This is a genomic window from Rhodococcus maanshanensis NBRC 100610 (assembly GCF_001894865.1).
In the GTDB taxonomy this organism is placed as follows: Bacteria; Actinomycetota; Actinomycetes; order Mycobacteriales; family Mycobacteriaceae; genus Rhodococcus_G; species Rhodococcus_G maanshanensis.
Window position 1 is genome coordinate 48,740 of sequence record NZ_BCXA01000043.1, and the last position, 11,746, is coordinate 60,485.

13 protein-coding genes, 1 tRNA gene and 1 pseudogene are annotated in these 11,746 nt (G+C 68.3%); 9 read left to right on the top strand and 6 right to left on the bottom strand.

Features of this window, described 5'->3' with window-relative positions; translation table 11 throughout:
- Positions 1-95: 95 nt before the first annotated feature.
- Together RM1_RS19960 and RM1_RS19965 are read left to right on the top strand one after the other, a co-directional pair.
- Positions 96-575 carry a DUF6194 family protein gene (locus tag RM1_RS19960; RefSeq protein WP_218019731.1) on the top strand — a complete coding sequence of 160 codons (480 nt, stop codon included), beginning with the start codon at positions 96-98 and terminating at the stop codon, positions 573-575.
- 20 nt (positions 576-595) lie between these two features.
- Positions 596-1,342, top strand: a complete 747-nt coding sequence (locus tag RM1_RS19965; RefSeq protein ID WP_072753449.1) for a MerR family transcriptional regulator — start codon at positions 596-598, stop codon at positions 1,340-1,342.
- An 8-nt stretch (positions 1,343-1,350) separates the two neighbouring features.
- Here the strand turns inward: RM1_RS19965 and RM1_RS19970 are convergent, their stop codons facing one another.
- From RM1_RS19970 to RM1_RS19980, 3 genes are all read right to left on the bottom strand, one after another.
- Entirely contained in the window at positions 1,351-2,040 is a 690-nt protein-coding gene (locus tag RM1_RS19970; protein ID WP_245220990.1) for a TetR/AcrR family transcriptional regulator, read from the bottom strand.
- Between the two features lie 92 nt (positions 2,041-2,132).
- Entirely contained in the window at positions 2,133-2,912 is a 780-nt protein-coding gene (locus RM1_RS19975) for an ABC transporter permease (protein ID WP_072753451.1), read from the bottom strand.
- A complete protein-coding gene (locus tag RM1_RS19980) occupies positions 2,909-3,880 on the bottom strand; it encodes an ATP-binding cassette domain-containing protein (protein WP_072753452.1) in 972 nt (323 codons plus the stop codon). The genes RM1_RS19975 and RM1_RS19980 overlap by 4 nt, the downstream gene beginning before the upstream one ends.
- Before the next feature lie 102 nt (positions 3,881-3,982).
- Between RM1_RS19980 and RM1_RS19985 the strand changes: the two genes are divergently transcribed.
- The 4 genes from RM1_RS19985 to RM1_RS20000 all read left to right on the top strand — a co-directional run bounded on the left by RM1_RS19985 (position 3,983) and on the right by RM1_RS20000 (position 8,240).
- Complete coding sequence (locus RM1_RS19985) at positions 3,983-4,753, top strand: TetR/AcrR family transcriptional regulator (protein WP_072753453.1); 771 nt, start codon at positions 3,983-3,985, stop codon at positions 4,751-4,753.
- Between the two features lie 161 nt (positions 4,754-4,914).
- Positions 4,915-6,384 (top strand): glutamate/gamma-aminobutyrate antiporter GadC, encoded by a 1,470-nt coding sequence (gene gadC, locus RM1_RS19990; RefSeq protein WP_072753454.1) that lies wholly within the window; start codon positions 4,915-4,917, stop codon positions 6,382-6,384.
- Positions 6,384-6,860: a hypothetical protein gene (locus tag RM1_RS19995; protein ID WP_072753455.1), complete on the top strand. Its 477-nt coding sequence runs from the start codon at positions 6,384-6,386 to the stop codon at positions 6,858-6,860. Before gadC ends, RM1_RS19995 begins: the two co-directional genes overlap by 1 nt.
- Before the next feature lie 33 nt (positions 6,861-6,893).
- Complete coding sequence (locus RM1_RS20000) at positions 6,894-8,240, top strand: dipeptidase (RefSeq protein ID WP_072753456.1); 1,347 nt, start codon at positions 6,894-6,896, stop codon at positions 8,238-8,240.
- A gap of 16 nt (positions 8,241-8,256) precedes the next feature.
- Here RM1_RS20000 and bcp read toward each other — a convergent pair whose 3' ends face one another.
- The gene (gene bcp / locus RM1_RS20005; RefSeq protein WP_027499805.1) at positions 8,257-8,730 is read right to left on the bottom strand and encodes a thioredoxin-dependent thiol peroxidase; all 474 of its coding nucleotides are present in this window, start codon (positions 8,728-8,730) and stop codon (positions 8,257-8,259) included.
- A 126-nt stretch (positions 8,731-8,856) separates the two neighbouring features.
- Here bcp and RM1_RS20010 point away from each other — a divergent pair, with 126 nt between their 5' ends.
- Positions 8,857-9,078, top strand: a complete 222-nt coding sequence (locus RM1_RS20010; RefSeq protein WP_072753457.1) for a DUF3618 domain-containing protein — start codon at positions 8,857-8,859, stop codon at positions 9,076-9,078.
- A gap of 8 nt (positions 9,079-9,086) precedes the next feature.
- On the top strand, positions 9,087-9,572 hold the full coding sequence (locus RM1_RS20015; protein WP_072753458.1) for an Rv1443c family protein: 486 nt from the start codon (positions 9,087-9,089) through the stop codon (positions 9,570-9,572).
- 100 nt (positions 9,573-9,672) lie between these two features.
- On the opposite strand, the gene RM1_RS20020 is transcribed toward RM1_RS20015, so the two are convergent.
- Positions 9,673-9,745 (bottom strand) — tRNA-Lys (locus RM1_RS20020).
- Positions 9,746-10,110: 365 nt separating this feature from the next.
- Here RM1_RS20020 and RM1_RS26900 point away from each other — a divergent pair.
- Positions 10,111-11,256 (top strand): L,D-transpeptidase, encoded by a 1,146-nt coding sequence (locus RM1_RS26900; protein WP_083576863.1) that lies wholly within the window; start codon positions 10,111-10,113, stop codon positions 11,254-11,256.
- 143 nt (positions 11,257-11,399) lie between these two features.
- On the opposite strand, the pseudogene RM1_RS26905 reads toward RM1_RS26900, so the two are convergent.
- Positions 11,400-11,744, bottom strand: a pseudogene (locus RM1_RS26905) (transposase); the annotation flags it as partial.
- Positions 11,745-11,746: the final 2 nt, after the last annotated feature.

Consider the following 11,746-nt stretch of genomic DNA (forward strand, 5'->3'; position numbering starts at 1 on the left):
TTGACGGGGCCGGCCCGCGGAGCGATCCGCGGGCCGGCCTCGTTTCTGTTCGATGGCCTTGCACCTGACGCGACGTGAGGTCCTAGCGTGGCGGCATGAGCGCAGACGAGAACGACGAGATGCTGACGGAACGGGACGTGATCGCCGCGGCGACGCGGTTGCCGGGGGTGGTCGTGGTGACCGCCGACGAGGCGAGCGGTGCACCCGAAGCCGCCTGGGGTGACTCGTTCGTCTATCTCGACCCGGACCGGAAGTTCCCGTTCGCGACGATCGTCACCCAGGACGTGCCCGGCTGGGACACCTACTCGGCGCTGGATCGTGACGGTGCGTTTCGCGTCAACTTCGGCGTCGGTCGGGCCGGGTTCGAGGAGCTGCTCGGGTACCCGCCTGCCGCGCACGCCGCGCACGCGGACGGGATCGACTTCACCGTCGGCGACCGGCTGCTGCCGCACCCGACGTACGCCGCGCAGTCCTGGGTGTCGATCGTGTGTCCCACGCGGGCGAGCCTCCCGCTGGTGCTGGACCTGCTCGGCCGGGCCCACGCGCACGCCGCGCGTCGCCACCGGACCGGGTGACGGTGGGCGATGATCGGAGCATGGACGACGGGTACACGGTCGGGGACCTCGCGGGGCTGTCCGGCGTCTCGGTGCGGACCCTGCACCACTACGACGCCATCGGGCTGCTGACGCCGCATGGGCGCAGCGCCGCCAACCACCGGCGGTACACGGACGTCGACGTCGCGCGGCTGCGGCAGATCCTGTTCTACCGGGAGCTCGAGTTCGGTCTGGACGAGATCGCGGAGATCCTGGCCGATCCCGCGGTACCCCCGGACGCCCACCTTCGTCGGCAGCACCGGCTGCTGCGCGAGCGCCGGGCCCGCATCGACGGCCTGCTCGACGCCGTCGAACACGAACTGCGGGTGCGCGGCTCGGGCATTGCGCTGACCGCCGCCGAGCAGCTCGAGATCTTCGACACCGACCGCTTCGGCGCCGCGCTCGCAGAGGTCGAGGACCAGTGGGGGGTCGACGCCCACACGGCGGCCTACACGAGGGAGGACTGGGTGGCGATCAAGGCGGAGGCCGACGCCGACATCGCGGCCTTCGCGGCGGCGTTGGCCGCGGGCGAGCCTGCCGACGGCGAGGCCGCGATGCGGGCCGCGGAGGACCACCGGGCGCACCTGGCGCGCTGGTTCTTCCCGTGCAGCCACCGGAAACACCGAAAGGTGGCCGCGCACTACGTGTCCGACCCCGCGACCGTCGCACAGTGGGACGAGATCGCACCGGGCTTCGCGTGGTACGTGCACGACGCGATCGTGGCGAACGCCGACCGCGCCCGTTCGTGACGGCCGGCTCAGGTGGAGCGGGATTCCTTCTCGGCGACGAGCAGGTACGCGGCCATCAGCCGCTTCAGCTCGTCGACGGCGTCGGCGTGGCTCTGACCGTCCTGGACCGAGAAGTTGAGCATCGAGTACACGACGTGGACGAGGACCTCGGCCATCATCGTGCGGCGATCGCGTTCGGTACGCGGGGTCAGCGGGGCGAGCATCCTGGAGATCTGCTCGGCGAGCTGGCGTTCCTGGATCTTTCCTGTGGCCCGGGTGGAGGGGGTGGACTGCATCGCCAGCCACACCTCGCGCCGCGACGGGTCCGAGGTCCACAGCTTCGCCAGGTGATCGACGAAGTTGTTCAGGAACCGCAGCCAGTCGAGTGACGGCACCTCGCCGTTGAACTGCTCGAGTTCGTCGCGCACCGACGTGAAGTCCTGCCGGTTCAGTTCGCACACGATCACGTACTTGTTGGCGAAGAACTGGTAGAGCGTCCCGATGGGGACATCGGCCCTTGACGCCACCTCCTCGCAGGTGAACGACTCGAACCCGACGTCGGTGAGTAGGTCCCGCGAGGAGGCGAGCAGGGCGTCGAACTTGCGGCGGCTGCGCTCCTGGGTCGGCCGCTTGCGGGGGAGCAGTTCCTCCAGCGCGGCTGGGTCGGCGCCAGCCTCCAGGGCCGGGTCCGCGCGGCGCGAGGTTCGGCTGCTGGTCATGGACTCCACCTGTCCAGGTTATCCGTCTTTGGTGCCGGATCCGATGAACCCCGGGTTCTGGGTGTTTCCCGGGGTACCGGATACCTGGGGAGCTACCGGGTGACGCGGTTGCGGTACAGGACGTTGGCCCAGACGAACCCGACCGCCGCGATCGCCGCGCACCAGGCCACCGCGAGCCAGGCACTCGAACCGATCGGGGTGCCCATCAGCAGGCCGCGGACCGTCTCGATGATCGGGGTGATCGGCTGGTTCTCGGCGAACCAGCGCAGCCAGGACGGCATCGTCTCGGCAGGCACGAAGGCGCTGCTGACGTACGGCAGGAACATGATCACGAAGGTGAACCCGCCGGCCGCCTCCGGGTTCTTGGCCAGCAGTCCGAGGGCCGTCGACAGGTACGACAGGGCGAAGACGAAGGCCGCGATCATCCCGATCACGCCGAGCCACTTCATCGGGTCGCTGGTCGGGCGGAAGCCCATCAGCAGCGCGACCGCGATGACGATCGCTCCGGTGAGCAGGTTGCGGACCACGCTGGCGAGCACGTGCCCGGTCAGGAACGACGACTGCGCGATGGGCAGCGTGCGGAACCGGTCGACGATGCCCTCGGTCATGTCGGACGAGACCCCGACCGCGGTGGTCGAGGCGCCGAACGCCGCGCACAGCAGGATGATTCCGGGCACAACGTAGTTGATGTACGCGGTGCCGGTGTCGATCGCGCCGCCGAAGACGTACACGAACAGCAGCATCAGCATGATCGGCAGTGCGACCGCCATGATCATCGAGTCCGGGCTGCGCAGCAGGTGTTTGAGGCTTCGGCGCAGCATCGCCAGCGAGTCGGCTGCGACGGCGGGGCGGGGCAAGGTCGGTGTGCTCATCGGGCCGCTGCTTTCGTGGTCGGGGCGTCGGCGTCGCGGGGCGAGCCGGTGAGGGCGAAGAAGACGTCGTCGAGGTCGGGCGTGTGCAGGGCGAACTTCTCGACCGAGATGTCGTCGTCGATGCGGTCGAGCAGGGCCCGCAGGGACGCGATGCTGCCGTCGGTCGGCACCTCGACGGTGAGGGTCTCCGGCCGCGCGACGGACCCGGGCAAGGCGCCCGCGGCCCGGGCCAGTTGGGCGGGATCGGTGAACTGCAGCTCCATGTGGCCGCCGTGGACGAGCCGCTTGAGCTCGTCGGCGGTGCCCTCGGCCACGATCCGGCCGCCGTCGATCACGGCGATCCGGTCGGCGAGCTCGTCGGCCTCGTCGAGGTACTGCGTGGTGAGGAAGATCGTCACGCCGCTCGCCACCAGCTCGCGGATGACGGTCCACATGTCGCGGCGACTGCGCGGGTCGAGTCCGGTGGTGGGTTCGTCGAGGAACACCACCTTCGGGTTCGCCACCAGGCTCATCGCCAGGTCGAGGCGCCGCCGCATGCCGCCCGAGTAGGTCTCGGTCCGCTGGTCCGCCACGTCCGTGAGGGCGAAGCGGTCCAGGAGTTCGGCGGCCCGGCGCCGCGACTCGCGCCTGCCGAGGTGATTGAGCTCGCCCATGAGCGCGAGGTTCTCGCGGCCCGTGAGCAGCTTGTCGACCGCCGCGTACTGGCCTGTGACGCTGATGCTGCCCCGGACCGCCTGCGCGGACCCGGGCAGGTCGTGGCCCGCCACGGTGACGGTGCCGGAGTCGAAGGGCAGCAGGGTGGACAGGATCCGGACGGTGGTGGTCTTGCCCGCGCCGTTCGAGCCGAGCAGGGCGAACACCCCGCCCTCGGGCACGAACAGGTCGAGCCCGTCGAGGACGGTGTGCCCGCCGTACGACTTGGTGAGGCCGGCGACGGAGATGGCGCCGGTGGGTTCTCTGTGAGTCATCGATCTTCTCCCGGAATCGGAAACTGTGTATGTCATACACTTCGGTTTATAAGGTACACAGTTTTACGATGAGCGCAAGCGGTGACGACGGGAGCGGTTGACATGGATACGACTGGTGCGGACAACACGGGGGCCGAGGACCTGCCCCGGGCAGTCAAGCTCGCCTGGGGGCTCGCCGAACCGGGCAGTAGGGGGCCGCGCCGGGGGCTGAGCATCGAGAAGATCCTCGACACGGCAATCGAAGTCGCGGATGCGGAGGGCGCCGCATCGCTGTCGATGGCGCGCCTGGCCAAGGAATTGGGCTTCACGACCATGTCGCTGTACCGGTACGTCAAGAGCAAGGACGAGCTGATCGAGCTGATCACCGACCGGGTGGTGGGGCCTGCGCCGCACATCGAGCCGGGCACACCGTGGCGGGAGGCGTTGGCGCAGTGGGCGACCTCCGAGTACGAGGCGCTGATGCGGCACCCGTGGTGGCTGCAGCTGTCCCTTGGGGGCGTGCCGCCGACGGGACCCAACAACATCGCGTGGCTGGAGGCCGGACTCGGCTGCCTGGCCGACACCCCGCTGCCGAAGCCGCTGCGTTTCCAGGTGGTCCTCAACACCTCGCTGTACGTGATCGGACGGGCGCGATTCGCGGCGGACTTCGCGGCCGCCTCGGCCGCTGTGTCGCCCGAGTACGCGGCCGCACTGGACTATTCGGTGCTGCTGCCGCGACTACTCGACCCGGCGAAGTTCCCCCACCTGACCGGGGCGGTCGCGGACGGTGCCTTCGACACCGATCCCGAGGTCGACTGGGACGACGCGGACTTCGCCTTCGCGCTCGGGCTGTTGCTCGACGGTGTGGAGAAGCTGATCGACGCGCACCACTGACGGGTCGGCTTCGGTTCGGGTGAGCGTCCCTCATCCGAACCGGGTGAATTCGTGCGCGGGTGGCGCGTGACCCGGTGCAAATCCGTTGCGTCGGGGGAATAGTGCTAGGGGAAGCCCGCGTCGCGTCGGCGACCCGGTCCGACGTCGATTGGTGGGAACCGATGAGCGTTGACACAGAGGGTTCGACAGGGAGCGCCGAGGGGCGAAGGCGACTCCCAGTAGCGCCCCGGCAGCAGTACATCACCTGGATCGCGCTGGCGATGATGACCACGAGCTCGGTCGCCAGCCTGCGCTCCGCGCCGTCGATGGCGATATACGGCCTCGCGTGTGTGTTCCTGTACCTCGTTCCGGCGATCGTGTTCCTGCTGCCGACCTCGCTGGTGGCGGCCGAGCTCGCCTCGGGCTGGTCCGGCGGGGTGTACCGATGGGTGGGCGAGGGCATCTCCGACAAGGCGGGCTTCCTCGCCGTCTGGTGCCAGTTCGCGATGACGATCTTCTACTACCCGACGTTGTTGGCCTACGTGGCCAGCACGTTCGCCTACGTGATCAATCCGGCGCTGGCATCGAACGGGCTCTACACCGCCATCATCATCGTCACCCTGTTCTGGACCGGGGTCTTCGTCTCCTCGCGAGGGATGAAGGCCGTGGCCGGACTCTCCAGCGCCGGACTCGTTCTCGGCACCCTGATCCCGGGCGTGCTGCTGATCGTCATGGGCGTGGTGTTCCTCGGGCAGGGCAACCCCTCCGCGGCGCCGATGGAGTTCAGTGCGCTGCTCCCCGCGTGGACCGGGATCGCGAGCCTGGTGCTCATCGTCAACAACTTCCTGTCCTACTCGGGGATGGAGATGAACGCCGTCCACGTCTCCAGCCTGCGCAAGCCGGCCACGGAGTTCCCGCGCGCGATGTTCGTCGCGATGGGCCTGGTGCTCGCCATCTTCATCCTGCCCGCCATCGCGATCAGCTGGGTGGTGCCCGCCGAGAAGCTCTCGCTCACCGCGGGCGTGATGCAGGCCTTCGACATCTTCTTCGCGCACTTCGGATTCGGCTGGGCGACACCGATTCTGGCCTTGATGCTCATCGCAGCCTCGCTGGGCGGGATGCTGACCTGGCTGGCCGGGCCGTCCAAGGGTCTGCTCATGATCGGCCGTCAGGACGGGTTCCTGCCGCCGGTCCTGCAGCGGCTGAACAAGCACGGGATCCAGCAGAACATCCTGGTCGCGCAGGGCGTGGTGACCACCTTCATCGCGCTGCTGTACGCGTTCATCCCGGAGGTCTCCAGCGCTTACTGGATCCTGTCGGTGATCACCACCCAGGTCTACCTCGTGGTGTACCTGCTGATGTTCGTGGCGGCGATGCGGCTCCGAAAGAACCGGCCGGACCAGCCGCGGGGCTACCGCGCGCCCGCGCTGTTCCTGCTCTGCTGGGTCGGCATCATCTCGAGCCTCGCGGCGTTCTGCATCGGGTTCGTGCCGCCCTCTCAGTTCGGCGGCGGCAGCGTCTTCGTCTACATCCTCATCGTCGGTGGCGGGTTCGGGATCGTCGGGATCGGGGTCCCGCTCCTGATCCTTGCCCTGCGCAAACCCTCATGGAAGCAGGATGTCTCGGCCGACCCGATGGCGAAGGAGGCGTGATGACCACACCGGAGAAGGGCGAGGTCAACGTGGCCGCCGTCGACGATCTGCACAAGCGGCCGGAGAACACGCACTGGATCCTCTACCTGGCGGCCTTCGCGGTGTTCGTCGGGCTGGCGGCCTGGGGTCTGGTCACCTTCAGCGAGAACAAGCGCTCCACAGAGGCGGACGCCAAGGCCACCGAGCTCGCGCAGCGGTTCGAGGCGGCAGGTCTGGGCGCCCTCGACGTCGAGGCGACCGCGCGGGTGCTGGGATCGGACGGCGGTGCCGCGTGCACCGACCCGGGCAACGCGCTCAAGACCGGTGTGCTCAACCAGCAACTCGTCAGCGGCGCCGCCGGGCCCGGTCAGCGCCCCATTCTCGCGACCCACGACGCGGTGGCGGGGGCGCGATTGGTGATCGAGGTCTACTGCCCGGACCAGTCGGCCCAGTTCGAGGAAACCCTGAACGATCTGAAACTTGTCGACGGCAGCTAGCTGCAGCCGTCGGTGACAGCCCAGGAGGTGGCTATGCCGGACGAGATTCGCTCCAAGGTGAGGGACCTGATGCCCACGGCACGAACGGAGCTCGCCACGCTGGTGGGTTTCAAGTCGGTGGCCGATCCCCGTCAGTTCCCGCCGCAGGGGTGCACGGACGCGGCGAACTGGGTGCGGGACGCGTTCGTCGCCGCCGGGATCGGCCACGTCGAGCTGATCGAGACCCCGGACGGATCGAACGCCGTCGTCGGGCACCAGCCGGGGCCCGAGGGGGCTCCGACCGTCCTCCTCTACTGCCACTACGACGTTCAGCCGCCCGGCAACGAGAAGCTGTGGCACACGCCGCCGTTCGAGCTCACCGAACGCGACGGGCGCTGGTACGGGCGCGGTGCTGCGGACTGCAAGGGCAATATCGTGATGCACCTGCTCGCGCTACGCGCGCTTGGTACGCCGTTCCCGGTCGGCATCCGGGTGGTGGCCGAGGGCTCCGAGGAGATGGGCACCGGCGGTCTCGAGGAGCTGGTGCAACAGCGCCCCGAGCTCTTCCAGGCGGACATGATCCTGGTGGTGGACACGGGCAACGCCGAGGTCGGTGAGCCGACGGCGACGATCACCCTGCGCGGGATGGCGAATGTCGTCGTGCACGTCGAGACGATGGCGGGGGAGGTGCACTCCGGGATGTTCGGCGGGCCCGCGCCCGATGCCCTCGCCGCGCTGGTGCAGATGCTGGCCACGCTCCGCGACGAGGACGGCAACACTGTGGTCGAGGGCCTGGACTCCGGGCAGAGGTGGGACGGCGCCGAGTACGCCGAGGCGCAGTTCCGTACGGATGCCGGGGTGCTCGACGGGGTTGGCCTGCCCGGTTCGGGTTCGGTCGCGGATTCGGTGTGGGCCAGGCCGGCACTGACGATCCTCGGGATGGACTGCCCGCCGGTCGTGGGATCGGCCGCCGCGATCCAGCCGAGGGCGTCGGCGCGCCTGAACCTGCGGGTGCCGCCCGGGATGGATCCGCAGAAGGCGCAGGATGCGCTGATCGCACACCTGGAGGCCGCCGCGCCGTGGGGCGCGCGGGTGACTGTCGAGCCGGAGCAGATCGGATCGCCGTTCCGCGCCAGCACGGACGGGCCCGGCTACGCGGCCCTCGCCGAGGCCATGGCCGAGGCCTTCGGGAAGCCGCTGGGCACGGTGGGGCAGGGCGGCTCGATCCCGCTCTGCAACGTCTTCGGGACCATGGTCCCCGGTGCGGAGATCGTGATGCTCGGGGTCGAGGAGCCGCGCTGCCTCATCCATGCCCCCAACGAGAGCGTCGACCCGTCCGAGATCGAGAACCTCGCGGTCGCGGAGGCGCTGTTCCTCGGACGGTTCGCCGCTACCCGCTGACCCGCGGGGATCGCTGTCAGACGGACAGGTCGCGGCGCAGCTTGGCGACGTGACCGGTGGCCCGGACGTTGTACTGGGCCACCTCGATCTTGCCCTGCTCGTCGACGAGGAACGTGGAGCGGATCACGCCCTGCACGGTCTTGCCGTACATGGTCTTCTCTCCGAACGCGCCCCAGGCCTTGAGCGTCTCGCGCTCCGGATCCGACAGCAACGGGAAGGTGAGCTCCTCGTTGTCTCGGAACTTGGCCAGCTTCGCGGGCTTGTCGGGGGAGATGCCGACGACGTCGAGGCCCGCGCCGTTCAGCTCGGCCAGGTTGTCGCGGAAGTCGCAGGCCTGCTTGGTGCAGCCGGGGGTGCTGGCCGCCGGGTAGAAGTACACGATCACCTTGCGGCCGCGGTAGTCGGCGAGCGAGACCTCCTTGCCGTCGGCGTCGGGAAGGGTGAAGCCGGGCGCGGTGTCCCCGGCGGCGAGTCTGATGTTCTCGGTCACGCAGATCAGGTTACTGGCAGCCGCGGCCGTGGCATCGGACGTCGGTGGTTCCTCCCTGCGCCGACACGCGCCGCACCGGTACGGTCATGACAAGCAAGGTCGACGATGAGAGAAAGTGGGATTCACGTGCCCAGGGACACCGAGAGCATCGAGCGCGAAATCGAGCAGGCGCGCAACCAGCTCGCCAGCACGCTCGACGAACTGAGCGTCCGCACCAACCCGAAGCGACTGGTCGAGAACGCCAAGTCAAGCCTGGTCGCCAAGGTCAACGAGCCGCCGGTCAAGTTCGCCCTGATCGGTGCGGGCGCCTTGGTCGCGGTGCTGGTGCTGCGCAAGATCTTCCGCTGATCGACGCGGTGTCCACCCGATTCCGCACCTTCGAGCGGACCTCGATCGTCGAGGCGCCGCGCGAGGCAGTCTGGGCGCGGATCGTCACCCCACAGGGCATCAACGACGAGATGATGCCGCTGCTGCGGATGGCGATGCCCAGGGGCGCACGGGGACTGACGGTGGACACCGTCCAGGTCGGCCGCAAGGTCGGACGATGCCGGCTGTACCTGTTCGGCATCGTCCCGTTCGACCATGACGACCTGATGCTCGCCGAACTGGAGCCTGGTCACCGGTTCTTCGAGCGCTCGACGATGGCCTCGATGCGCGCATGGGAGCACGAGCGGAGCCTGACCGCCGATGGCGCGCACCGGACCCTCCTGCACGACCGCGTGAGTTTCGAGCCACGCGGTCCGATCGCCGCCATCCCAGGGCTGCCCTGGCTACTGGAGCGGGTCATCGCCCGGTTCTTCGCACACCGGCACCGAAAGTTGCGACGGCACTTCGCGAGCTGAGGGTGGCTCCACCAGGCCCGGCTCTGACTCCACGCAACAACGCTGACCCGTGTGCAACGACAAAGAAGGCCCCGACCGTGACGGTCGGGGCCTTCTCGTGTGCGCCCACAGGGACTCGAACCCCGGACCCAGTGATTAAGAGTCACTTGCTCTACCAACTGAGCTATAGGCGCATTGTCACTCGCTCGGGACTCGCGCCCCGCTCTCTGCGACGTGGAGAACATTAGACGAGCGATCCGAGCGAATGCAAATCAGCCCCCCGTTCGGCCTCGATGGGCTGGTCAGGGCCCTGCGCGCGGTAACGCTCGAGGGGCAGACGGCGATTGGAATGTGAACGTTATTGGGTCCGCAGGCAGGCTGTTGGCTGGTGTGGTGCCGAGCCTGGCATCATGGCAGTTCACAGCTCTGCGCGTCCGGTGTGCGCCCTGTGGCGTCCGGTTGTGGATGTGTGTTTAGTGGCTTCGAGTACACGAGGGTGGGGATCAGGGTGGCGACCATACGGGGAACGCTGAGTGCGGTGGCTCTCGCAGCGGCGGCGATGCTCGTGGCGACCGGGTGCACGGTGCAGTTCGGCGACGAGTCCGAGGCGGCGCCCGCAGCGGCGGCCATCGACCTGAACCCGGTGTTCGAGATGATCAAGCCGAAGGTGACCTCGGTCGTCGCGGACGGCGCGGTCGGGCACTCGCCCGGAGACCCCGTCGCGGTCCGGGTCACGGACGGCAAGTTGTCGAAGGTGACGCTGCTCGATGCGTCCGGCGACCCCGTGGCAGGCGCCATCGCCCCGGACGGTCAGTCCTGGGTGAACACGCAGCCGCTCAAGTACAACGGCGAATACCGTCTGGAGGCCGACGCTTTCGGACTGGGCGGTGCGAGCACGACGGTCTCGAGCTTCACCACCAGCTCGCCCGGCAACCTCACCAAGCCGTACGTGATGCCGGGCGACGGGGACGTCGTCGGCATCGGCCAGCCCGTCGCGGTGCAATTCGACGAGTCGATCCCGGACCGCAAGGCCGCGCAGGACGCCATCACCGTCGTCACCAACCCGCCGGTGCCGGGCGCCTTCTACTGGGTCAACGACCGCGAGGTCCGCTGGCGTCCCGAGAACTACTGGGCCCCCGGCACCGCGGTGACGGTGGACGTCAACGTCTTCGGCCGCAACCTCGGCGGTACCCTGTTCGGTCAGGCGAACGAGCACCGCGAGTTCCGGATCGGCGACTCGATGATCGCGTACGCCGACGACAACACCAAGCAGGTCACGTTCGAGCGCAACGGCCAGGTGGTCATGACGATGCCGACGTCGATGGGCAAGGACAGCTCGCCCACCGACAACGGCGTGTACATCATCGGTGACCGTTTCGAGCACCTGATCATGGACTCGTCGACGTACGGCGTCCCGGTGAACTCCCCGCAGGGCTACAAGACTCCCGTCGACTACGCGACCCGAATGTCGTACAGCGGCATCTTCTTCCACTCCGCGCCGTGGTCGGTGGGGGACCAGGGCTCGGCCAACGTCAGCCACGGCTGCCTGAACCTGAGTCCTGCCAACGCCAGGTGGGTGTTCGAGAACACAAAGCGTGGCGACCTGGCGGTCGTGAAGAACACCGTGGGTGGCACGCTCTCCGGCACCGACGGCCTCGGTGACTGGAACATCCCGTGGGCGACCTGGAAGGCCGGCAACGCCTGATCACGCGGCCGTAGCGAGGGCCCCGCACCCATATTGAACTGGTCCCCGAAAGTTGGACTGGCCAAGTAGGAGCCTAAGCGGCAAAGGGCCTGGGTCCGGTATTGCACCGGGCTCAGGCCCTTGAGCTTTGTGGAGATGCGTGCGGTGTTGTACCAGTGGATGTACTCGTCCAGCGCGGTGGCCAATGCGTCGCTGTTCAGGTATCGGACGTGGTGGAAGAGTTCTTCTTTGAGGTGGCCGAAGAAGTTCTCGATCACGGCGTTGTCGAAGCAGTTGCCCTTGCGGGACATCGATTGGGTCGCGCCGGCATCGGCGAGCAAGCGTCGCCAGGACTCGTGCTGGTACTGGAATCCCTGATCCGAGTGCACCAGCGGGGTGTGCCCGTCGCCGAGGGTCGCGATCGCGGCACGCAGGGAGCTGTTGGTCAACTGCAGGTTCGGTGATGTGCCGACCGAGAAGGCGATGATCTGTCGGTCGAACAGGTCCATCA